This is a genomic window from Streptomyces sp. B8-7, assembly GCF_058833805.1.
Window position 1 is genome coordinate 679,937 of the sequence record NZ_JBYRRL010000002.1, and the last position, 23,819, is coordinate 703,755.

Genomic DNA, 23,819 nt, shown 5'->3' on the forward strand with positions numbered 1-23,819 from the left:
CCCTCATGAGCACTGAGTCCACGACCATCCGCTGGGAACAGGACGACACGGGTGTCGTCACCCTCGTCATCGACGATCCCGACCAGTCCGCCAACACCATGAACGCGGCGTTCCGCGCCTCGCTCTCCGCGACCGTCGACCGCCTGGAGGCGGAGCGGGACTCCGTACGCGGCGTCATCCTCACCTCCGCCAAGAAGACCTTCTTCGCCGGCGGCGACCTGCGCGACCTGATCCGCGTCACGCCCGAGACCGCGCAGCAACTGCTCGACGGCGGCCTGGAACTCAAGCGCGACCTGCGCCGCCTGGAGACCCTCGGCAAGCCGGTGGTCGCCGCGATCAACGGTGCCGCCCTGGGCGGCGGGTACGAGCTCACCCTGGCCTGCCACCACCGCGTCGCCCTGGACACGCCCGGCACCCGCATCGGCTGCCCCGAGGTCACCCTCGGCCTGCTCCCCGGCGGCGGCGGCGTCGTCCGCACGGTCCGCCTCCTCGGCATCGCCGACGCCCTGCTGAAGGTGCTCCTGCAGGGCACCCAGTACAACGCCCGGCGCGCCCAGGAGAACGGCCTGGTCCACGAGGTGGCCGCCACCCCGGAGGAACTGCTGGCCAGGGCACGCGCGTTCATCGACGCCAACCCCGAGGCCCGGCAGCCCTGGGACGTGCCCGGCCACCGTATCCCCGGCGGCACCCCGGCCCACCCCAGGTTCGCCGCGAACCTGCCCGCCTTCCCCGCCACCCTGCGCAAGCAGACCGGCGGCGCCCCCTACCCCGCCCCGCGCGCCATCCTCGCGGCGGCCGTCGAGGGCTCCCAGGTCGACTTCGAGACCGCGCAGGTCATCGAGGCCCGCTACTTCGTGGAACTGGCCGCCGGACAGACCTCGAAGAACATGATCCAGGCCTTCTTCTTCGACCTCCAGGCCGTCAACTCCGGCGCCAACCGCCCCCGGGGCGTCGCACCGCGACAGGTCCGCAAGGTCGCCGTGCTCGGGGCCGGGATGATGGGCGCGGGCATCGCCTACTCCTGCGCCCGCGCGGGCATCGACGTCGTCCTGAAGGACGTCTCGGCGGAGGCCGCCGCCCGCGGCAAGGGCTACTCCGAGAAGCTGTGCGCCAAGGCCGTCGCCAAGGGCCGTACCAGCCGGGAGAAGGCCGACGCGCTGCTCGCCCGGATCACGCCCACCGCCGAGAGCGCCGACCTCGCGGGCTGCGACGCGGTCATCGAGGCCGTCTTCGAGGACACCGCTCTCAAGCACAAGGTGTTCCAGGAGGTCCAGGACGTCGTCGCCCCCGACGCGCTGCTGTGCTCCAACACCTCCACCCTGCCCATCACCGCACTCGCCGAGGGCGTGCACCGCCGGGCCGACTTCATCGGGCTGCACTTCTTCTCGCCCGTCGACAAGATGCCCCTCGTGGAGATCATCAAGGGCGAGCGCACCGGCGACGAGGCCCTCGCCCGCGCCTTCGACCTGGTCCGGCAGATCAACAAGACGCCGATCGTCGTCAACGACTCGCGCGGCTTCTTCACCTCCCGGGTCATCGGGCACTTCATCAACGAGGGCGTCGCCATGGTCGGCGAGGGCGTCGACCCCGCCTCCGTCGAGCAGGCGGCCGCCCAGGCCGGATACCCGGCGAAGGTGCTGTCCCTGATGGACGAGCTGACGCTGACCCTGCCGCGCAGGATCCGCAGCGAGTCGCGGCGCGCGGTCGAGGAGGCCGGCGGCACCTGGCGGCCGCACCCCGCCGAGGCCGTCGTGGACCGCATGGTGGACGAGTTCGGCCGCACCGGCCGCAGCGGCGGCGCGGGCTTCTACGACTACGCCGAGGACGGCAGCCGCGCCGGGCTCTGGCCGGGCCTGCGCGAGCACTTCACCCGGGCCGACCACGGCGTCCCGTTCGAGGACATGCAGGAGCGCATGCTGTTCGCCGAGGCGCTGGACACCGTCCGGCTGCTGGAGGAAGGGGTGCTGACCTCGGTCGCCGACGCCAACATCGGCTCCGTCCTCGGGATCGGCTTCCCCGGCTGGACCGGCGGCGTGCTCCAGTACATCAACGGCTACGAGGGCGGCCTGCCCGGCTTCACGGCCCGCGCGCGTGAACTCGCCGAGCGCTACGGCGACCGCTTCGCCCCGCCCGCGCTGCTCGTCGAGAAGGCCGAGCGGGGGGAGACCTTCACGGACGCCGGCTGACCCGCGGCGGCTGACCGGCGCCGGCCGACGGCGGCGGCTGACGGCGGCGGAGGACGGGCCCCGGCCTCCGGCCGACGGCAACCGGGCTGCCGCCGCCCACGGGCGGCGGCAGCCCGCTCCCGACGGCCGGACACGGGCTCCCGGCCTCCGCCGGGGGCCCGTCCGTCGGTACCAGGCCGCCGTCGGCCGGGGCACCTCCACCCCAGAGCCCCGGGCCGCCGGCCGGCGGGCTCAGTCGTGGGGCCCGGCCGCGGGCTCGCTCAGCCAGGCCCGCAGTTCCTCCCGCAACGACCGCTGGAACGTCGTCAGCAGCGCCTGCACCACCAGCGGATGCATGTGCGCGGACAGGGACTTCACCTCCTGCGGGGCGCGTTCGGCGACCGCCTCCCGCAGGAGCCGCGACAGCTCTCCCGCCGCCGCCCGGGAATGCTCGATCAGGGCACTGCGCGCGGCCAGGATGGTCTCCTGCGACAGCGGCACGTCCAGCAGGTCCACCCCGAGCCGCAGCAGCCCGACGTCGACCCGGAACCGGCCGTCGTCCTCCCGGGTGACCACGTCCAGCGCGACGAGCCGCTCGACGTCCTCCTCGCCGAGCGGCCGCCCGGCCAGCCGGCCGAGCTCCCCGCCCGAGACCGACTCCGTCGCCTCCGGCGCCCAGGACGCGACCACGGCCCGGTGGATGGCCAGGTCGTGCGCGCTGAGCCCGGCCGGCAGGGCACGCAACTGGCGCTCGATCGCGGCCAGTGTCATGCCCTGGCGCTGCAGTTCCTCGATCAGTGCCAGCCGCGCCAGGTGCCCGGCCCCGTAGCGGCCCACCCGGCGCGGCCCGATCACCGGGGGCGGCAGCAGCCCCTTGGTGGCGTAGAACCGCACGGTGCGGACCGTGACACCCGCGCGCGCGGCCAGCTCGTCGATGGTGAGGGTGGGCTCCCCGGCGTCCGTCGTCATGTTCAGCAGTATCGCTGTCACATCACACGCTGTCACACCGCATGCTGTCACATCCACGGCTGTCATCCCCGGCCGACGACGCCCGCCGGCCGGGCCCCGTGATCCGCCCCCCGAGATCCGCCCCCCGTGATCCGCCCCCGTGATCCGCGCCCGAGGCCCGGCCCGGGACCGAGCCGCGAGGCGTTGCCGCGCCAGGCGTCGGATCTCCGCCAGAATTGGCTCTCCGATGCCGCACGGACAGGCGGGTGCGTGGGGAGGACAACGGCATGGAGAATCTCTCGCTGGAACTCGGTCCGCTCAACCCCGGAGTGGCGGACCTGGTGTTCGCGGTGGTGACCTTCGCCGTCTGCTACGCCGCCATGGTGCGGCTGCTGCGGCGGATCAACCGGGTGCTGGCCGAGCGCGAGGACGCCACGGACGGAGCACGGCACCGCGCGGAGCAGACCCGGGCCGAGGCCGACGCGGTCCACCACCAGGCCCTCGCCCTGCTGGCCGAGGCCCGCCACGACGCCGCCGACATCCGCCGGCGGGCCCACGAGCACGGCGCCGCCCTCGTCGCCGAGGCCCGCGCCGACGGCATGCGCAGAAGCCGGGCCCTCCTCGCCGACTCCGCGGCCCGCATCCAGGCCGACCGCGCCGCCGCGGAGCGGGAACTGCGACGCCACGTCCCCACCCTCGCGGAGGACCTCGCCGGCCGTGTCCTGGGCGAGCCGGTCGCCCCCGCCCGCACCCCCACGGCGAAGCCCCGCCGAGCCGGGGCCCCCTGAAGGGGCGCGGGGAACTGCGCGGCCGGCCACGACCGCGCCGCGGCCGGGCGACGGCGTACTGTGGCCCTTCCAGCGGAGCGCTCAGGCTCCCTGCGGACCGTGGCCGGGCAACGGGAGGAACGCGTTGAAGGACGACGGCGACGTCCTCGTGCTGGGCGGGGCCGGGGTGGACACCATCGTCCCCGTCCCCCGGCTGCCGCTCCCGTACGCCGACAGCCACATGATCGACTCCGGCATCCGTACCCGCGCGGGGCAGACCGGCGACTTCGTCTGTCTCGGGCTGACCGCGCTGGGGCTGCGCGCACACCACCTCGACCTGCTCGGCGACGACCCGGAGGGCGAGCTGGTCCGGGCGCTGCACCGGGACAAGGGCATCGCGCTGACCACGGTGCCGCAGCCCGCCGGAACCAAGCGCGCGGTCAACCTGGTCGGCCCCGACGGGCGCCGCATGTCGCTCTACGACACCAGCCGCTCCACCCCCGGCGACCGCTTCCCCGAGGACCTGGTGCGCGACCTGGCACGGGCCGCCCGGCACGTCCACGTCTGCATCACCCAGCCGTGCGCCGAGGCCCTGCCGCTGCTGCGCGAAACCGCTGTCACGATCTCCACCGACCTGCACGACTGGGACGGCGTCGACCCGTACCACGAGGCGTTCGCGTACGCCGCCGACGTGGTGTTCCTCTCCGCCGCCGCGCTCACCGACCCGGAGGCCGTGATGCGCCGCATCGCCGCCCGCGGGCGTGCCGAGGTCGTCGTGGCCACGGCCGGCGCCGACGGCTGCCACGTTCTGGCCGGCGGCACACTGACGCGGCTGCCCGCCGTGGCGCCGCCCGCGCCGGTGGTCGACTCCAACGGCGCGGGCGACGCCTTCGCCGCCGCGTTCCTCTACGCCCGCCTCACCGGCGAACCCCCGCACCGCTGCGCGCTCCACGGCGCGGTCGCGGGCGCGCACGCCTGCACGGTCTCCGCGGCCCGGACCGACGCGATCACCCGGACCGGCCTCCTGGACCGGGTCGGCGCCCTGGACCGGGGGGCGGTCACGGGGTGACCGCCGCTCAGTGCCGGTGCACCGTGTTCGTCGCGGCGATCTTCCGCCAGGACGCCGGACGCTCGGGCGGCGCCGCGGAGGACGGAGCCACGGCGACGGCGCGGGCCGCGGCCGCAGCGGGCTTGCCCGGCCGGAACAGCCAGGTGTCGAACAGCGTGCCCAGCTTCTCGCCCGAGACCTCCTCGGCGTAGCCGACGAAGTCCGCCACGCTCGCGTTGCCGTACGCGTACCGCTGCGGCCAGCCCTTGAGGACGGCGAAGAAGTCCCGGTCCCCGATCCGGTTGCGCAGCGCCTGGAGGGCCAGCGCCCCGCGGTCGTACACGGCGATGTGGAACTGGTTGTCCGGGCCCGGGTCGCCCGGCTTCACCGTCCAGAACGGGTCGTTCGCCGCCCGCGAGGCGTACACGTAGTCCGCGATCTCCTGCGCCGTGCCCTCGCCCTCGTGCTCGGACCACAGCCACTGCGCGTACCGGGCGAAGCCCTCGTTGATCCAGATGTCCTTCCATCCGGAGACCGAGACCATGTCCCCGTACCACTGGTGGGCCAGCTCGTGCACGACCACGGAGGTGTTGGACCCGTTCGCGAACAGCCGCGGGCTGTAGAACGGCCGGGTCTGCGTCTCCAGCGCGTACCCCGTGCCCGTGTTGGGCACGTAGCCGCCGACGGCGTCGTACGGGAAACGGCCGAAGTACTCCGCGAGCCAGTCGGTGATCTCGCCGGTCCGCTCCACGCTGGCCCGTGCCGCGCCGTAGTGCGCGCCGAGGTCCCTGCTGTAGGCGTTGAGGACGGGGATGCCGCTCTCGGTGGTCCCGGTCGTCACGTCGAACCTCCCCACGGCGAGCGTGGCGAGGTACGTGGCCTGCGGCCTGCCCGACCGCCAGCTGTAGCGGGTCCAGCCCAGCCGCGACGTCGTGGACTGCAGGGTGCCGTTGGAGATGGCCTGGGTGCCGTCCGGCACCTGCACCGACACGTCGTAGGTGGCCTTGTCCAGCGGGTGGTCGTTGCTCGGGAACCACCACCAGGCCGCCTCCGGCTCGTTCGCCGCGATGCCGCCGTCCGGGGTGCGGTGCCAGCCGTTGAAGCCGTACGCCTGCTTCGTCGAGGGCACGCCCCGGTAGCGCACCACGACGGTCATCTCCGTGCCGCGCCGCAGCGGGCCGCGCGGGGTGATCTCCAGCTCGTGCTCGCCGGACGTGGCGAACGCCGCGCGGACGCCGTTGACGCGGACCTCGCTGACGTCCAGCAGGAAGTCCAGGTTGAACCGCCTCAGGTCCTCGGTGGTGCGGGCCAGCAGGGTCGCGGTGCCCTGCAGCTCGTCCGTGGCCGGCTGGTACCTCAGCCGCAGGTCGTAGTGGGAGACGTCGTAGCCGCCGTTGCCGTAGGCCGGGTAGTAGGGGTCGCCGATGCCCGGTGCGCCGGGGGAGAAGCCGGCGGCCGACGCCGGGATCGCCAGCAGGAGGCAGGCCGCGGCCAGTGCGCCCGGTGCGAAGATTCTGCGGTGCACGCAAGCTCCAAGTCGTAGGGGCACGAGATCCGTTCGGAGCCTATTGACTCCCCGGGCCCCAGACCCTGTCCACCGCCCCTGCTGTCACACGAACGGCATCCGGCCGAGATCGCGAGCCCGCCGGCCGAGGGCCGGGCGCCGTGCGTACCCCCGCTGGTGAGGGGCGCGGGGCGGGCTGCCCGCCCGTTAGGATCGGACCCCTGATGACTGCCACCCTCGTCGCCAAGGACCTCGCCGCCGGGCACGGCGACCGCTCCCTGTTCACCGGCCTCGACCTGGTCGTCGGCCCGGGCGACGTGATCGGCCTGGTCGGGGCCAACGGCGCGGGCAAGTCCAGCCTGCTGCGGCTGCTCGCCGGGCTCACCGCGCCCGAGCACGGCGAGATCCGCCTCTCGCCGCCCGGCGCCGCCGTCGGCCACCTCCCGCAGGAACCGGAGCGCCGCCCCGGTGAGTCCGTCCGTGCCTTCCTCGCCCGCCGCACCGGCGTCGCCGAGGCCCAGCGCGCCATGGACGACGCCGCGCAGGGCCTGGCCGACGGCACCCCCGGCGCCGACGACGCCTACGCGGCGAGCCTGGAGCGCTGGCTCGCGCTCGGCGGCGCCGACCTCGACGAACGCGCCGACGACGTGGCCGGCTCCCTCGGCCTGGCCGTCGGCCTCGACCAGCCCATGACCGCCCTGTCCGGCGGCCAGGCCGCCCGCGCCGGCCTCGCCTCCCTCCTGCTGTCCCGCTACGACGTCTTCCTGCTCGACGAACCCACCAACGACCTCGACCTCGACGGCCTGGAACGCCTCGAAGGCTTCGTCACCGGCCTGCGCGCCGGCACCGTTCTCGTCAGCCACGACCGCGAGTTCCTCGCCCGCACCGTCACCGCCGTCCTCGAACTCGACCTCGCCCAGCAGCAGGTCCACCTCTACGGCGGCGGCTACGAGGGCTACCTCGACGAGCGCGAGGTCGCCCGGCGGCACGCCCGCGAGGACTACGAGGAGTACGCGGACAGGAGGGCCGCCCTCCAGGAACGCGCCCGGACCCAGCGGGCCTGGATGGACAAGGGCGTCAAGAACGCCCGGCGCAGGGCGGGCTCCGACAACGACAAGATCGGCCGCAAGTTCCGCAGCGAGGCCAGCGAGAAGCAGGCCGCCAAGGCCCGCCAGACCCAGCGCATGATCGAACGCCTGGAGGTCGTCGAGGAGCCCCGCAAGGAGTGGGAACTGCGCATGGAGATCGCCTCCGCGCCCCGCTCCGGCACGGTCGTCGCGACGCTGCGGGACGCGGAGGTGCGCCGTGGGGCGTTCACCCTGGGCCCGGTGTCCCTCCAGGTCGACTGGGCCGACCGCGTCGCGGTGACCGGCGCGAACGGGGCGGGCAAGTCCACGCTGCTCGGGGCCCTGCTGGGCCGCGTGCCGCTGGACGCGGGGCACGCGGCGCTCGGCTCGGGGGTGCTGGTGGGGGAGGTGGACCAGGCCCGCGGGCTGTTCCACGGCCCGCACAGCCTGCTCGACGCGTTCGGTGCGGCCGTACCGGAGACCGAGCCGGTCCAGGTGCGCACGCTGCTCGCCAAGTTCGGGCTGAAGGCGGAGCATGTGCTGCGGCCGGCCGGGACGCTGTCGCCCGGGGAGCGGACCCGGGCCGCGCTGGCCCTGCTCCAGGGCAGGGGCGTCAACCTTCTCGTGCTCGACGAGCCGACCAACCATCTGGACCTGCCCGCGATCGAACAGCTGGAGTCCGCACTGGACGCCTATGAGGGGACGCTGCTGCTGGTCACGCACGACCGCCGGATGCTGGACGCGGTGCGGGTCACGCGGCGTCTGGAGGTCGCCGACGGCAAGGTGTGCGAGCAGCAGGGCTGAGGGGTGCTCTCCCGCTCCGCCGGAGGCGCCGCGGGCGCGGGGGCGCCGACCGCGGCGCCGCCCCCGCGGCGTGACCACCCGCTGTCCGGCTCCCGGGGGATTGAGGGCGGACGCGGGTGCAGCGGCGGGTCTGCGAGGCTACGCGGTGAAGCCGATGTTCTGGTACACGGGCAGGGAGAGGCCCATGGCTCCGAGGTTGGCGAGGGTGTTCTTGGCGGCGACGATCTCGGGTTGCTGGTAGAGGGGGAGCATGGCGGCCTGTTCCCAGATGAGGGTGTCGGCGGCGTTGAGGTCCGCGATCGTCCGGTCGGGGTCGAGTGAGGTGGCGGCCCGGTCGAGGGCCTGGTCGATCCGGGCGCTGCCGGTGCGGGTGTAGTTCTGCTGGATGTCGGCGCCGTCCGGTGCGATGAACAGGGAGCGGCCGGAGGAGGCGGGGAAGGGGGTGCCGAACCAGGCGAAGGCGGTGAGGTCGAAGTTGCCGGTGGCGACGGACCGGGTGATGAACTGGTCGGCGGGGACGGTGGTGATGTCGACGTCGGCGCCGACTTCCCGGAGCATGTTCTGCACGAGACGGGCCTCGTTGGTGGAGACGGCCTGACCGGCCTGGGCGACGAAGCGGAGCCTGAGCGGTGTTCCGTTCTTGGCACGGATGTCGCCCTGCTGCCGCCAGCCGGCCTCGTCGAGTTCCCGGCGGGCCTGGTCGGGGTCGTAGTCGGCGAGGCCGCCGGAGTTGTCCTGGTAGCCCTTCTGGGTGTTGACGAGCAGGTGGTTGTTCAGGAGGGTGGCCGGCCAGTCGAGCCCGCGCAGGTCGGAGGTGGCGATGGCCTCGCGGTCGATGGCGTGGAAGAGGGCTTTGCGGACCCCGGCGTCGGACAGGATGGCGCCCTGCGCGTTGAAGGTGATCTGCCGCCAGTTGGGGGCGGCCGCGCGCAGGACGCGTGCGTCGCTGACGGCGCGGACCTGGTCGTAGGCGGCCGGGTCGGAGCCGATCTTGACGAAGTCGATCTCGCCGTTCGCGAAGGCTCCGGTGGTGGCGGCGGGGTCGAGGGCGCGGTAGACGATGCGGTCGAGGAGCGGGGGGTCTGCCCACCAGTCGGGGTCGGGGACGAGGGTGAGGGTCTTGGCGCTCCGGTTGACGGAGTCGAGCTGGAAGGGTCCGGCGCTGACGGGGACGGCGTTTCGGTATCCGGTGTTGAAGCCGTCGGGCTCGGAGACGACGGAGGCCGGGTACAGGGGGGTGAACAGGGAGCGCCAGTCGCCGAAGGGGCTGGAGAAGGTGACGACGGCTTCCCTGTCGTCGGCGCCGCGGGTGACGCCGGTGATCAGGTCGTAGCCGGTGGTGGAGGCGGGGCGGTAGGCGGTGTCGGCGCCGTTGAGGGCCTTCCAGTTGGCTTGGAAGTCGCGCCAGGTCAGGGGGGTGCCGTCGGACCACCGGGCGTCGGGGTTGATGCGGTAGGTGACGGTCTGGCCGTCGCCGGTCGCGGTGGCCCGGGCCTCGGTGAGGTAGTCGGGGTTGGTGTCGACGGTGCCTTCCGCGTCGACGGTCATCAGGACGGGCATGACCGCGAACATGATCTCCTGGGTTTCCAGGGTGGTGCCCTCCACGGTCTGGAAGTTGAGGTTTCCGGGGATCTGGGCGACCGGCCAGGTGAGGGTTCCACCCCGGCGCAGGTCGTCGCGGTCCACGCGGTGCACGTCACTGGCGGGTGCGGACTGGTCGGTGTCGGCTGTGTCGCTGCTGCTGCTGCAGGCGGTCGCGGTCAGGGCGAGCGCGGTGAGCACGGCCAGCAGGGCGGCTGGGATGCGGAAGGGCTTCATGCGTTCCGTGGCGCTTTCCGGTCAGGACGGCTGGGCGTCGGGGGGTGTGCTGGGCAGCGGTCGGAGGGCGTAGTGGCAGGCTGCCCGCCGGCCCGGGGCGTGTTCCCGCAGCACAGGCGGCTCGTCGCGGCAGCGGAGCTGCTCGCGGCCGGCCAGGGTGGGGTACAGGGGGCAGCGGCTGCGGAAGGGACAGCCGGGCGGCCGGACCAGGGCGACGGCCTGTTCGCCGGGCAGGGGGATGCGGCGCCGGTGGCGCTCGACGCGGGGGTCGGGTACGGGGACGGCGGAGATCAGGGCGCGGGTGTACGGGTGCAGGGGGCGGGTGAGCACGGGGTCGGCGTCGCCGGTCTCCACGATCTGGCCGCCGTGCATGACGGCGATGCGGTCGGCGATGTGCCCGAGCAGGGACAGGTCGTGCGCGACGAGCAGGTAGCTCAGGGACAGCCGCTGTTTCAGGTCGCGGAGCAGGCCCAGGACTCCGGCCCGCACGGAGGCGTCGAGCGCGGAGACGGGTTCGTCCAGGAGCAGGATGCGGGGCTGTGGGGCGAGGGCCCGGGCGATGCCGACGCGCTGGCGCTGGCCGGTGGACAGTTCCCGGGGGAAGCGGTGGACGTGCTCGGTGCCGAGGTGGACCAGGGTGAGCAGTTCGGCGACGCGTGCGGGGATCCGGTCCTTGGGCCAGTGGGCCGCTTTGAGGGGTTCCGCGAGGCTGGCGCCGACGGGCAGGTGTGCGTCGAGGCCGGCGGTCGGGTCCTGGAACACGGCCTGCACGCCGCGGTGCAGCTCCCGTCTGCTCCGGCGGTCGAGGTCGCGCGGATCGGATCCGAGAACCGTGACGGTGCCGGGCCGGTCCCGGTCGAAGTCGAGGATCTCACGCAGGGCGGTGGTCTTGCCGCAGCCGGACTCGCCCACCAGCGCCAGCGCCTGACCCTGGTGGAGGGTGAGACTGATGCCGTCGACGGCCCGCAGGGGCCGTGGTGCCCGTCTGAGCCCGCGACCGGTGGTGACGGGGAAGTGCCTGACCAGGTCCCGCACTTCCAGCACCGCCGGCCGCCCCGGCGGACGGCCCGGCCCCGGGGGCGGAGGCGTCGGGGAGGGCGGGTAGAGGCTGCGCGGGTCCAGAGCGCCGGTGCACAGTTCGTCGCTGCGATGGCAGGCGCTCTCGTGGGTGCCGTGCGCGGGGACGGCCAGAGCCGGCTCGACGCTGTGGCACAGGCCGGTCGCGATCGGACAGCGCGGAGCGAAGGGGCAGCCGGCGGGCAGGGCGGCCATGCCGGGAGGCGCGCCCCGCAGAGGCGTCGGAAGGCGGCGGGTGCCCGGGCGCGGTGCCGCGGCCAGCAGGCCGATGGTGTACGGCATGCGTGGCTGGTGGAAGATCTCGTCGGCCGGGCCGCTCTCCACCGTCCGCCCGGCGTACATGACCTGGACGCGGTCGGCGACTCTGGCGGCGACCCCCAGGTCGTGGGTGATCAGCACGAGGGCGGCTCCGGCTGTCTCCCGGGCGGTGCGCAGGGTGTCCAGGACTTCGGCCTGGACGGTGACGTCGAGGGCGGCGGTGGGCTCGTCGGCGATGATGACGTCGGGGTGGTTGGCCGCTGCCATGGCGATCATGGCGCGTTGGCGCATTCCGCCGGACAGCTGTTCCGGGTAGGCGGCGTAGACGCGCTCCGGGTCGGGGGTGCCGTATCGGCGGAGCAGGTCCAGCGCCGCGCGCCGCGCGGTGGCGCGGTCGAGTGCCTGATGGGCGCGCAGGGCCTCGGCGAGCTGGTCCCCGAGCCGTTTGACGGGGGTGAAGGCGGACTGGGAGTCCTGGAAGACGATGGCGATCTCGTCGCCGCGCACGGCGGACAGCCCGCGGTCGTTCAGCGCGAGCAGGTCCCGTCCGCGCAGCCGCACCGCCCCGTGGACCCGTGTGCCGGCGGGGAGCAGCCCGAGGACGGCGAGCGCAGCGGCGCTCTTCCCGGAGCCGGACTCGCCGACGACGGCGAGGGCCTCGCCGGGGTGCAGGGTGCAGGACAGGCCGCGGACCGCGTGCACCGGACCGGTCTCGCCGGGAAACGTCACCTGCAGGTGGTCCACTTCGAGCAGCGGCACCCCCGCGGGCCGCTCGGAGGCCGGGACGGCCGAAGGGAGGAGGGGTGTCGTCCCGCCCTGCTGTTCGGCGTCGGGGCCGCGGCGGGGGAGGCGGGTGCGGGCGCGGGTCGCGCCGGGGTCGAGGGCGTCGCGCAGACCGTCGCCGATGACGGCGGCGGACAGTGCGGTCAGCGTCAGGCAGGCGGCGGGGCCGTAGAACAGCCAGGGGAAGGAGGCCACCGCCGGGGTTCCGGCGGCGATCACGGTGCCGAGGGAGACGTCGGGGAGCTGGATGCCGAACCCCAGGTAGGACAGACCGGCCTCGCCCAGAATCGCCGCTTCCACCTGGATCACGGCGTCGATCAGCAGGAGCGATGCCGCGGCCGGGGCGATGTGCCGCAGGATGATCGCACGGGTGGGCACTCCGGCGTAGGCGGCGGCGAGGACGAACTCGCGGCCTCTGACCGTCAGGGCCGTGGCGCGTACCGCCCGGGCGGTGATCATCCAGCTGAAGGCGGCCAGCAGCAGCGCGAGCAGCAGCCAGCTGGTGCCGCGGCGTGCCGGGGAGAGCACCGCGACGATGAGGAAGGCGGGCAGCACCAGCAGCAGGTCGATGATCCGCATCAGGACCGCTGCCGGCCGGCCCCCGCGGTATCCGGCCCAGGTGCCCGCCAGCGCCGCGAGCACGGTGCACACGGCGGCCACGACCAGACCGATCACCAGGGACTTCTGCAGGCCGCGCAGGGTCAGGGCGAAGACGTCGGCCCCGGCCCGGTCCGTGCCGAACCAGTGCCGTCGGCTCGGGGGCGAGAGGAGCGCGGCCGGGTCGAGCTCCCGGTAGGACCAGGGGTAGAACAGCGGTACGAGATAGGCCAGCGCGAACAGGGCGGCCAGGACGGCCAGCCCGGCGACGGCGGTGCGGCTGCGCAGGAAGCGGCGCAGCACCAGCCGGGCGTGCGGGGCTCGGACGGCGGGCCGGACGGCGGGGGCCTGCCCGGCGGTGTCGACCCCGCCGGCCGGGGAGTAGCCCGGTCCCGGGCCGAGCGCCATCACCACCACCCCGGCACCGGCGTCGGGCCGGTCAGCGGGGGCGGGCCCGCGGATCGAGCAGAACGCCCAGCAGGCTGGACAGCGTCCCGGCCGCGAGGACGAGCACCGCGGTGAACAGGCCGATGGCCGCCACCGCGTTGACGTCGTCGGTGGCGATCGAGTCGACGAGCCATTCGCCCATCCCGTGCCACCCGAAGACCTTCTCGACGAACGCGGCCCCCGCGAACACCAGCAGGGAGTTGTAGACCAGCAGCGGCAGGACCGGCAGGATGGCCACCCGCAGCCCGTGCCTGAGCAGTGCGGTACGGCGGCGCAGCCCCTTGGCGCGGGCGGTGCGTACGAAGTCGCTGGCGAGCACGTCCAGCATGGTGCTGCGCTGGTAGAGGGCGAACAGCGCGGCCTGCACGGTGACCAGGGCGATGCTGGGCAGCAGCAGGTGCTGCAGCCGGCTGGCCAGGACCTCCCACGTTCCCTGTGCCTGCGGCGAGTACTCGCCGGTGTACGCGATCAGGGTGCGGCCCGCCGCCCGGTTGATCTGCCGTGCCCCGGCCTGCAGGACGACGGCGGTCACGAACAGCGGCGTCGCCAGCACGACGTACGCCGCCGTGGTCACCACGCGGTCGCCCGGGCGGTACTGCCGCGCCGCGCTCCAGGCTCCCAGCAGCACACCGCCGGCCGCTCCCAGCACGGTCGCCCCGGTCAGCAGCCGCAGGCTCACCCCCGCCCGGTCGAGGAACTCCTCGCCGACCCTGCCGCCCGTGACCGTACGCCCCAGATCCCCCCGCAGGACCCCTGTCGCCCAGCGGGCGAGGCGCTGGACCAGCGGCGTGTCGGGATTGAGGTTGTACGAGTCCAGCAGGGCGGACACCGCCTGCGGCGAGGGCGGCGGGGTGCGCCCGGTGAAGGCCGCTCTCGGGTCGAGGCTCGCGGCGGCCAGCAGATAGGTGACGCAGGCGGCGAGCGCGGCCAGCAGCGCGAAACCGGCGACCCCTCGCAGCAGTCGGACCAGCCTCGTCATCCGCGCAGTGCGGTCCCTTCTGTGAGGCGGCCGCACCCGCGGCAGCCGCCGAGTCCCGGTACCTGCCGCCGCACGGCCGCGCCGCGGCCCCCACCGCCCCGGCCGGGGCGCCGGTGAGATCCCGCCGTGGCCGGGGCCGGCCCGTGACGTCCGCGGCGTGCACGCTCTCCTCGCTGATGCCGCCGGCACCGGTGTACGCCCCCGGGGCACGGTGCCCGACTGCCCGGTTCACCAGGGTGACGTCCCCCTTCCTGCGCAGGGCCGCGGTGTGTCCTCCCGGCGGCCCGCCCGGGACGTGCGGCAGGTTCCCGGGCGGGAGGGGAGGACGCCGCCGGGCTCGGCGCGCACCCGTGCGGTGCGCCCCCGACGAGGGTGGTCGTGAAGATGCTGCCGAAGCGGGAGAAAAACTAGCACCGGCGCACTCCGGACGGTGCTCTCGGCGGCCCGGCGTGTTGGGCCGGCTGATCAGCGCTCGACGTGTGCGAGTGCGTCGGCGACGCCGTCGCGGGTGACGCCCAGCTTCTTCAGCACGCGTGCCACATGGTTCTCGACCGTGCGCGGGGACAGGAACAGGGCCTCGGCGATGGCGCGGTTGCCGGAGCCGCCGGCCAGCAGCCGGGCGACCTGCAGCTCCCGGGGGGAGAGGGCGGAACCGTAGCCGCGGCGTCCGGGGTGCGCGTGACGCCGGGTGCTCAGCTCCCGCAGTGTCTGCTGGCAGCGCGCGGCGTCGGACTCGGCCCCGAGCCGGTCGTAGGTGTGGATGATCTCGGCGAGTCGCCGGGCGGCGTCGTGCGGTGCGGTGGCGGCGGTGGCCCGGACGGCGTACTCGGCGGCCTGCGCGCCGTCGTAGGGACGGCCGATCACCTGGTAGATCAGCCGTGCCCGGTCGAAGTGCTGCGCGCCGCGCCCGGGGTCCGCGGTCTCCGCGAGGTGGCCCAGGCACAGCTGCAGTTCCGCGCTCGCGGCCGGTGAGTCCCGGTCGGCCAGTCCGTCCTGCATGGCCTGGCTCAGCTGTTCGGCCTGATCGCGCCGCCCGCGTCCCAGGAGCGTCCGGACAGCTGCCGGGACCAGCCCGTTGGCCCAGACCCACACGTCCTTGCGACGCTGCCGTTCGACCGCGGGCCCGATGCAGTCCCATGCGGCGTCCGTCTCGCCGCGGGCCAGCGCCAGGCGGGCGAGTCCGACGGCGGCCGGTATCCCGATGGGATTGTCGAAGCTGTCCCTGCGCGCGGTGACCGTGCGGAAGTGCTCCTCCGCCCGTTTCCATTCCCCGCGCGCGGCGGCCAGGCGCCCGCACGGCAGGGCGATTCCCACGTCGAGCATCGGCATGTCGGGGTTCTCGGCCTCCAGCGCCGCATACCGTGCTTCGAGGCCGGCCCACCGGCCCGCGTACCAGTCGAGCTCCATGTGGAGCCAGCGGTTCCAGAAGTCGAGCAGCGGCCGTCCCGAGCGTTCGGCCAGGTCCACGCTCTCCTCCAGCAGCACCGCGGCCCGCTCGTCGTGCCCGAGGTCCAGCGCGAGGGACGCGACGTTGAACAGGGTCTGGGCCGCCTGCTTCAGAGTCGCGGGGCTGGCCGACTCCCGGGGGAGCCGGTCGACCAGTTCCCACACCTCGGGGTCCCCGGTCATGGCCCACAGGGTGATCTTGCTGCTGTGCACGGCGGCCCGGGCTTCGGGGTCCTTGCTGACCCCGACCGTCTCCTCGGCGCGCCGCATCCAGTCCAGATCCTCCGACACGGGTTGGTCGCCGGCCCGCAGCGCCATGCCCGCCATGGCGCGTCCGGCGAGGTCGGGGCGGCTGTCCAGTTCCCCGAGGGCACGCCGCATCTCCCGCATGCCGGCCTGGTCCAGCGTCTGGTCGATCATGAACCGGCCCAGGCTCAGCCGGATCTCTCCGCGTGCGGGCCGGGGCAGCTGCGGGTCGGCCATCAGCCGGCGCAGGGCGGAGACGGTCGTGCGGTAGTCGGCGCCGTCGGACGCCACCCGCCCGGCCGCCAGCAGCACACCGCTCATCGACAGCGCGGCCCGCGCGCGGGTGCCGGGCTCGAGGGCGGGATCGGCCAGGACGTCGTGCAGGATCTCCATGGCCGTACGGTCGTCGCCTGCCGCCGCGGCCTCGTCCGCGGCGGGAAGCGCCCGGGCGAGCCATGCCTGGTGTTCGCCCAGCTGCCTGGTGTGCCGTGCGATCTGCACCAGCGGCGGCTCGGCCAGCGCATCGAGTGCTTCCACGGCGCGCAGATGCATCTGGCGGCGCCGGGGCCCCGGAATGCGGTCGTAGACCACCCGGCCCGCCAGGGAGTGACGGAAGCGGTACCGGTCGGGCCCGCTCTCCTGCAGTAGTCCGGCTTCCAGTGCTTCGGTCAGCGCTGCCGCCCCCGGGCCGTCGTCGAGGCCGGCCAGACGGGCGATCAGGCTCTGCGGGGCCGCCTCGGCGAGCACCGCTGCCGCTTCGGCGACGGATCGGGCACCGGGGGACAGGCCGGCGAAGCGCTCGGCGACCAGGACGCGCAGGCCCGCGGGCGGCGGGGCACGCCGAAGCCGGTCCGGCAGCGCCTCACCGCGGGAGGCCGACCGGGCGGCCGCCCGCAGGTCTTCCGCGAGGATCAGCGGCAGCCCCTCGCTGCGTTCGAACAGCGCCCGGCCCACGGATCTCGTCGCCCGGTCGCCGAGTACGTGTCCGGCGAGCAGCTGCACGTCACCTGACGTCAACGGGGCGAGGTGCACGACGGTCGCCTCCGCTCCCGCCGGGTGCAGACGGGCGACATCGAGGACCGGATGCCCTCCCGGCACCGCGTCGCTGCGGTAGGCCAGCACCAGCCCGAGCCGGGACGGCGGGTCCCGGGCCAGAAAGGTGAGCAGGTCGCGCGTCGTCCGGTCCGCCAGGTGCACATCGTCCACGGCCAGCATCGCCGGACCTGCCGCATCCAGCGCGGACCGGACGGCGCCGAGCAGATGGAAGCGGCCCACACGCCCTCCGTCACCCTGAGGCGGTCGGGGGCCGGGCGGCAGACGGTCGCCCAGTTCCGGCAGGAAGGCGCGCAGCAGTCCGGTCTGGGGATTGAGGGCGTCCGGCGCGGGCAGCCAGTCGCCCGCCGTCCGCAGGGCGTCGAGAACGGGCTCGAACGGCAGCGGCTCGTCCACGGTGCGGCACACGCCCGACAGAACCCGCCCGCCGCCTTCCTCGAAGGCCGAGGCGGCCTCGCGGACCAGGCGGGTCTTGCCCACTCCCGCCTCGCCCTCCACCAGCACCACGGCCGGGGGCCGGGCCAGCGCGGCCAGCACGGCCGCACGCTCCTCGTCCCGTCCCACCACGGGAGACGCGCGCCCCGCACGGGTCGCCGGCATGCTCTCCGCCACCGCCGACCTCCTTCGGACCGACGGACTGCGCCGTACGCGAACCTCCCCCCACCTGCACGCTAGCCCTCTCGCGGGGTGCGCGGCAATGGCCGGCCCGCAGCGGCCCGGCAGCCTCACCCGGGGCACCCGCACTACCTACGGATCCCCTATGGCATGCATGAGCCGTTACCCAACGCGGCCCGGGAATGCCTGGACCCGACTCCCCCGAACCGGTCTCCTGGAAGAGGAAGAAACACCCGGAATATCCCGATTTATCGGGACAGGGTCCCTCCCAGGAAGGTCCGGTGAGACGCCGTGAACCGCCCCGAAAGCAGCAGCAGAATGCCGAGGGCAGCAATATACCTCCGCTGCTACCCGTATGACACGTGGCAAATGGAGACGCACCGGAGAGCCCTCCTTCGATACGCCCGCGAAATCGGGATCCCGGAGCCGGTGGTGTTCTTCGACAACGGGTTGTCCTCGCGGGAGGTGTGCCCCTTTCTGGAATCACTGATTCACAGAGTGGACGACGGAGAGTTCGATGTCGTCCTCGTTCCGGGGGCCTTCGCCTTCTCCCTCGACGACCTGGTGGCACGTGCGGTCGTCCTCTACCTTGAGGACGCCGGGTGCCAGGTCGTGGAAATGCCGTCCCCCCGATCGGACGTGACGCAGACGGGAAGTGATCGTGATGATCGTCGCAAACCCCGCGTGGGAGAAATGGACCGGCAGGCGGATCACCCTTCCGAACGGAAGACCCGCGGTGATCAGAATGGCCAGTCGGGAGGCGTCGGCAGACGCGCTGTGGGTGGTGGACGACCGCGGAACAATGTGCCGCATCAGTGCCCGCAGAATCCTTGAGGAAGCAGCGGACGCGAGCGAATCCTCTTTCCAGGAAAGTCGATGGGCGCAATGCGTGCGGCACAGTCTCGCCGTCCGGCAGGCGACGGACTGACCAGCGCAGGGCGCGCCATGTCGCCAGATCACCGTCACATAACGAAGAGATTACGGACGTCGTCCCGGTCTTCAGCGGCCGAACGACCACCCCCTCCTCCCGGGGCGCCGCATCCCGCCGCATCCCGCCGCAGAGGCCGGTGCCCCTGACGCTCCTGACGGCGCCTTTCGAACACGCCCGCCGCACGACACGCCCGACGCATCTGTGATCCCCATGCACGAACACCGCACCGGCACCACGGCCCCCGCTCACCGGCCCGGCTCCCCGGCACTCGCTCACCCCCCGCTGACGGGCCGCGAGGACATCACGGACCTGCTGCGAAGGTTCCTGCTCCGCCCGGTCCGCGGCGGCCTGGCCATCGCGGGCGGCCCCGGGAGCGGCCGCACCCGCCTCCTGTACGAAGCCGCGGCCCTCGCGTCCACCCACGGGATGCGCCCCGTCCTCCTGCATCCGGACGACGCCCCCGTGCCGGAGCCCCTGCGCGCGCTGGCCATCGCGATGGGATCCGCCCGGCTCCCCGTCCCCGGACGGCCCGAGCAGGCCGCCGCCGTCCTCGCCGAGGAGAGCCGACGACGCCCTCTCCTGATCGGCGTGGACGACGCCCAGTGGCTGGACCGTGCCTCCGCCGCCGTCCTGCGTCACCTGCTCGACGACGCGGCCTGCCGCGTCGTCCTGGCCGTCCCGGCGGAAGCCGACACGCCCCGGCATGTCGCCGGCCTGTGGCGGGACGGACGCATCGACCGCGTGCCGCTGCAGCCGCTCGGCCACGGTCACACGACAGCGGTCTGCAGCGGCCTGCTGCCCCGGCCCGTGCAGTACGCGACGGCTGCCCGGCTGGCCGCCCTCGCGGACGGAAACCTGACCCACCTGAGAGAACTGGCCGCGGACGCGGTCGAATCCGGTGCCCTCGTCCTCCGGCACGGGCAGTACGTCCTCAGCGACAGCTGGGCACCCTCCCACCGGGCGGCCAACCTGATCCACACGCGCCTCGCGGGCCTCTCCCGCCCCAGCCGCACCGCGCTGGAGTACCTCTGCCTGAGCGGCGTCCTGCCGCTCGCCACCGCACTGCGGCTGGCCGACGACACCGCCTGGGAGGACCTCGAACACCGCGGGATGGTCCGCGTCCACGCCACGGATCCCTTCGGCTGCATGCTCCGCGCCGACCCTCTGGCGGCCCACACCCTCACCCCGCGCCTCCCGGCTCTCCGGCGCCGCCGCCTGCTCACCGCACTCCTCGCGGAGCTCGACGACGACCCGGTCGCACGCACCGTGCTGCGGGTACGGCACGCAGCGTGGAGAGCCGAACTCGGCCTCCCCCTCGGCGAGGAGGAGCTCATGCGCGCCGCGAACACCGCGTGGTGGTCACTCGACTGGTCCACGGCCCTGCGCCTCGCACGCCACGCGTGGCAGCTGCACCGCACCCCCCGCACAGCGCACCACTACCGCAGCCTCCTCTCACAGCTCGGCGACCCGGAGGAGGCCGACGCCCCGTCCGACGAGGCGGTGTCCCGCGGGGCGGGCACCTCCTGCCGACGGTCCGTGCCCGAGCCTCCGGCAGGCGGCGGCACACCCGCCGCCGCGGGCCCGGGCGTACCGCACCGGCGAAGCCGTGTCCGCCCCGCCGAGCCGGCGGCCCTCGTCTCCACGCCGCAGCACCTGCTGGACATCGGGAACTGCGCACAGGCGCTGGCCGCCGCCGAAGCGCAGCTCGACCATCCCGACCCCGCCCGCGTGGCGGCGGTCGGCGGAACGGCGCTCCGGGCACTGCTCCGGATGGGACGCCCCCAGGACTGCCTCGCTCTGGGCCCCCGGCTTCACCGGGCCACCGCCCGGGCCGCCGACAGCGGCCCGGCCGGTCCCGACACCTCGCACATCCCCGCGCTTCTCGCCCTCGCCCTCGCCCGGACGGGAAGACCGGCGGAAGCCATCGAGACCCTCAGAACCCTCATCCGCACCGCCGCGCACGCGGCGAACGCCACCCTGGTCACCCACACCGCGGTCCTGCTGGCCGACCTGCTCGCCGAGCACGGCCACCTCACCGAGGCACACCGCATCTACTCCACCGCGGTGGGCACCCACCCCCGCACACGCCGGCTCGCCCGCTCCGGAGCCCTCGAAACCGCAGTCCGGATCGGTTCCCCCGAAGGCGTCCGCGCCGCCGCACAGCACTTCCACCCGCACGCGTCCGGCGGCCACGACCACCGGGCCTCCATCGCCCAGGCAGCGCACGACCTGTTCCACGGCCGACGCCAGGCGGCCGCGACGACCCTGCACACCGCAGGCCGGCACGCCGCCCGGCAGGGTGCCCTCGCACCTCTGGCGCGCATCGTCCACGAACTCACCCGCATCGGCCACTTCACCGCCGCCACGGACCTGTGCGGCGACTGGACCCGCGGCCTGCAGAGCCCCCTCGACCGCCTGCGCATCGACTTCGCGCACGCCTGCGCAACGGCCTCCGCCTCCGCGGCAGCCGACTCGGCCGCACACTTCGAACAGGCCGGGACCCCTCTGTACGCCGCGGAGGCCTGGGCGGTGACCTGGCGCCTGCACCAGCACGCAGGCGAAACGCGCCAGGCCGCGGCGGCAGCTCAGCGCGGCACGACCGCTCGGCGACGTCATGAGGGGAGAGCCACGTTCCTGCTCGACGCCATGGAGACGGCCGAGCCCCTCAGCGCCCGGGAACGCGAAGTCGCCCTGCTCGCCGCCGCAGGACACACCAACCAGGAGATAGCCCGGCAGCTCACCCTCTCCCACCGCACCATCGACCGCCACCTCTCCAGCGCCTACCGCAAGCTCGGGCTCACCAGCCGAAGAGAACTGCCCGACGCCCTCGACCACATCGCCGAGGGGGGTGTCCGGTAGACGGTGCTCCGGAGGGTGAGGTCCCCGAGCATGTCGGCGCTGCCCGCCAGGCCGGACCGGCCAGGGCAGGTGACGAGGCCGCAGCCCAGGAGCCGAGGCCTCGTCACACGGAGCGTCATGGCCGTAGCCGGCTCTCGTCGGGAGCTACCAGGGGCACGGGGCGCCACTGGGGGTGCGGCAGGGCTCGGAACCGCCGCCCGACGTGCTGCCGGTGCCGGAGGAACCTCCCGGGGTGTTCAAGGTGGTGCCGGACGAGCCACCCGGAGTGCTCGGGGTGCCGGAGCACGGAACGAAGCCGGTGGACCCGAGGCAGTCTCCGGTGCCGGAGGAGCCGCTGGTGGTGCCGGTGGAGCCGGACGGGGTGCTCGGAGATGTCAGGGCCGGAGGCGTCGGCATCTGAGGTATCCCGTCTGATGTAGACGCTGTTCCGTCCGGAACGCTGCGCTTGGTCTCGTCGTGGACGGGGGGTCGAGAGGGGTTGAGGCCGTTGGGGTCGGAGGATGCCCCGGACCCTGCGGTCTGGGCGTCTTCCTGACCGGTTGCGGGGCCGAAGCGGGACAGGAATCCGTATACGTACGGACTGACGGAGCGCACGATCCACTCTTGCTCGGGTTTCGCAGGAGTGCACTCGTTGATGATCAGTTTCTCGTTGCCGCCGACCTCCACACACTTTCCTGACTGATCGGCCAGGAGTGCCGAATCATCCGTGCGCCGAAAAATCTGGTTGCGTCCAAGACCGCAGCTGTACCACAAGACTTGGGTCCCGTTGGAGGTCCCTTCGCCACGGACATCGAGGCAGTAGGGGCCACGAGTCAGCGAAGGCTGGAGATCCGTGAAAGTGCCGTGGGACGAGAATTGGCCGCTGAAGGAGAATTCCTCTGTGCCCTGGTCATCGCAGATGCCCTGGACGTCGACAGTGTCGTCGTATCGGGCGTTGATGCACTTACGAGGGTCCTTCCCGTATTGGATCTTGTATTCCGAGGAAGCTGCTGCGAAGGTGAATTCGACTGCGTAGTGGTCGGAGCCCGCGCCGTTGAGGCGGCGTCCGGTCCAGCCTTGCATGTTCTGTTGGTCGTTGGAGACCATGTAGTCGAGTTCGCCGCCGCTCTGCTGTGTGCCTTGGCCACTGGAGTAGATCTGTGAGCCGGCGGGGAGGTTGGCGAGGTTGACGGGATTGCGGTTGAAGTCGCCGAGGACCGCCCACTGGCCTCCGCGGCTGGCGATCTGGTACATCATGTTCTCGGCGTCGTTGCTGCGGTTGTCACCGTTGGAGCTGGCGTGGAAGCTCCAGAACCAGCTGCCGTCGGAGAGCTGGACGCCGAGTGCGGGGCGCATGCCCCAGTGTCTGTTGTCGGCCTGCCGTGCGGCCACGGCGGTGACGTTTCTGGGCTGTTCGTGGGTGACGAGGGCGACGTTGTTGCGGTTTCCGGTGGGGTCGGAGTTCATCCAGGTGATGTAGACGTCCCGGCCGCGGCTTCCGCTGCCGATGCGCCACCTGCGCACCTCGTATTGATAGGTGGCCTGCCGTCCGCTGACGGCGACGGTGCCGGACCGGACGGCGGTCCCGGGGAGGCTGCCACGGGGGCCGGCCTCCTGGAGGGCGACCACGTCGTGGGGCAGGTAGTTGTAGCCACCGGCGGAGAGCCTGGCCACGGTGGTGGTCCATTTGCTGTCGCTGGAGCTGAAGGCACCCTGCATGTTCCAGGTGGCCGGGCGGTGGTGTCCCGGGGCCGCGTGGCCGGCGGTCGCGGTGGCCAGGACGAGGGACGCGGCGACGAGTGCGGCGGTGACGAGGTGGATGAGCAGCGTGCGCGGTGTGACGCGCGCCGGGTGTGGCTGCGCCGCCACTGGGCGCGGCTGGGCTGTGGGTGACATGGTGACCTCTGCCTTCGGGGTAACGCGACCGGGTGCCCGGCCCGGCCTGGGCTGGAGCTGGGGTGGGGGCGTCTGCCGTACGGAGATCCGGAGTGGGAGGGGCGTGGCCGGTTCGGCGGTGCCCGGGACTGAGTCGGTGGTCGCAACTCGGGGCCTCCTGATGCCGTGCGGTGCAGGGGCACTCCGGGGCCGAACCGGCCGCGACGCCCGCGGCGCGGGACCGGGTACGCGCGAGCCGGTCGGCGGGAGGTGGGGGAGACGCCGGTCTCGAAGCGCTCCGCGCGATCCGGGGCGGGAGAGGGAACGCGTCTCCTGGGGGAGACAGCAAAGCACCCGGGTGACCTGATCCGCATGGGTGATACACACCCAAACGCCGACCACGTCCACCGGCGCGGTGTACGGCGGAGCTTCCGGACCGGTCCCCGGGACAGCGACACCGGGCTCCCTACGGCGAGTGGCGGGCGCGTGAGGTGACCAGGTGTCGCCATCGGCCGGACGCGGACCCGGTTCGGGGCGTTGAGGTTCGGACGTG

Annotated in this window: 13 protein-coding genes; 5 read left to right on the forward strand and 8 right to left on the reverse strand. The window is 73.5% G+C overall.

Going from position 1 to position 23,819, the window contains the following annotated elements:
- The first annotated feature begins 5 nt into the window (after window positions 1–5).
- Window positions 6–2,186: a 3-hydroxyacyl-CoA dehydrogenase NAD-binding domain-containing protein gene (locus AC5K6T_RS11715; RefSeq protein WP_493208217.1), complete on the forward strand. Its 2,181-nt coding sequence runs from the start codon at window positions 6–8 to the stop codon at window positions 2,184–2,186.
- A gap of 231 nt (window positions 2,187–2,417) precedes the next feature.
- Here AC5K6T_RS11715 and AC5K6T_RS11720 read toward each other — a convergent pair whose 3' ends face one another.
- Window positions 2,418–3,134, reverse strand: a complete 717-nt coding sequence (locus AC5K6T_RS11720; protein ID WP_493208219.1) for a MerR family transcriptional regulator — start codon at window positions 3,132–3,134, stop codon at window positions 2,418–2,420.
- Between the two features lie 266 nt (window positions 3,135–3,400).
- Between AC5K6T_RS11720 and AC5K6T_RS11725 the strand changes: the two genes are divergently transcribed.
- Together AC5K6T_RS11725 and AC5K6T_RS11730 are read left to right on the forward strand one after the other, a co-directional pair.
- Window positions 3,401–3,901, forward strand: coding sequence for a F0F1 ATP synthase subunit B (locus AC5K6T_RS11725; protein ID WP_493208221.1), 501 nt, complete (start codon window positions 3,401–3,403; stop codon window positions 3,899–3,901).
- A 124-nt stretch (window positions 3,902–4,025) separates the two neighbouring features.
- Window positions 4,026–4,949: a PfkB family carbohydrate kinase gene (locus AC5K6T_RS11730; protein WP_493208222.1), complete on the forward strand. Its 924-nt coding sequence runs from the start codon at window positions 4,026–4,028 to the stop codon at window positions 4,947–4,949.
- Window positions 4,950–4,956: 7 nt separating this feature from the next.
- Here AC5K6T_RS11730 and AC5K6T_RS11735 read toward each other — a convergent pair whose 3' ends face one another.
- Entirely contained in the window at window positions 4,957–6,453 is a 1,497-nt protein-coding gene (locus tag AC5K6T_RS11735; RefSeq protein ID WP_493208224.1) for a M1 family metallopeptidase, read from the reverse strand.
- A gap of 203 nt (window positions 6,454–6,656) precedes the next feature.
- On the opposite strand from AC5K6T_RS11735, the gene AC5K6T_RS11740 reads away from it, so the two are divergent.
- Complete coding sequence (locus tag AC5K6T_RS11740) at window positions 6,657–8,303, forward strand: ABC-F family ATP-binding cassette domain-containing protein (RefSeq protein WP_493208226.1); 1,647 nt, start codon at window positions 6,657–6,659, stop codon at window positions 8,301–8,303.
- Between the two features lie 138 nt (window positions 8,304–8,441).
- Here AC5K6T_RS11740 and AC5K6T_RS11745 read toward each other — a convergent pair whose 3' ends face one another.
- The 5 genes from AC5K6T_RS11745 to AC5K6T_RS11765 form a co-directional block, all read right to left on the reverse strand.
- Window positions 8,442–10,121, reverse strand: coding sequence for an ABC transporter family substrate-binding protein (locus AC5K6T_RS11745; protein ID WP_493208228.1), 1,680 nt, complete (start codon window positions 10,119–10,121; stop codon window positions 8,442–8,444).
- A 21-nt stretch (window positions 10,122–10,142) separates the two neighbouring features.
- Window positions 10,143–13,244 carry a dipeptide ABC transporter ATP-binding protein gene (locus tag AC5K6T_RS11750; protein ID WP_493208230.1) on the reverse strand — a complete coding sequence of 1,034 codons (3,102 nt, stop codon included), beginning with the start codon at window positions 13,242–13,244 and terminating at the stop codon, window positions 10,143–10,145.
- Window positions 13,245–13,275: 31 nt separating this feature from the next.
- Complete coding sequence (locus AC5K6T_RS11755) at window positions 13,276–14,262, reverse strand: ABC transporter permease (protein WP_493208232.1); 987 nt, start codon at window positions 14,260–14,262, stop codon at window positions 13,276–13,278.
- 465 nt (window positions 14,263–14,727) lie between these two features.
- On the reverse strand, window positions 14,728–17,619 hold the full coding sequence (locus AC5K6T_RS11760; RefSeq protein WP_493208233.1) for a helix-turn-helix transcriptional regulator: 2,892 nt from the start codon (window positions 17,617–17,619) through the stop codon (window positions 14,728–14,730).
- Between the two features lie 486 nt (window positions 17,620–18,105).
- Window positions 18,106–18,435 carry a hypothetical protein gene (locus AC5K6T_RS11765; protein WP_493208235.1) on the reverse strand — a complete coding sequence of 110 codons (330 nt, stop codon included), beginning with the start codon at window positions 18,433–18,435 and terminating at the stop codon, window positions 18,106–18,108.
- Between the two features lie 328 nt (window positions 18,436–18,763).
- Between AC5K6T_RS11765 and AC5K6T_RS11770 the strand changes: the two genes are divergently transcribed.
- A complete protein-coding gene (locus AC5K6T_RS11770) occupies window positions 18,764–21,412 on the forward strand; it encodes a helix-turn-helix transcriptional regulator (protein WP_493208237.1) in 2,649 nt (882 codons plus the stop codon).
- A 144-nt stretch (window positions 21,413–21,556) separates the two neighbouring features.
- On the opposite strand, the gene AC5K6T_RS11775 is transcribed toward AC5K6T_RS11770, so the two are convergent.
- Window positions 21,557–23,287: a ricin-type beta-trefoil lectin domain protein gene (locus tag AC5K6T_RS11775; protein ID WP_493208239.1), complete on the reverse strand. Its 1,731-nt coding sequence runs from the start codon at window positions 23,285–23,287 to the stop codon at window positions 21,557–21,559.
- Window positions 23,288–23,819 lie beyond the last annotated feature (532 nt).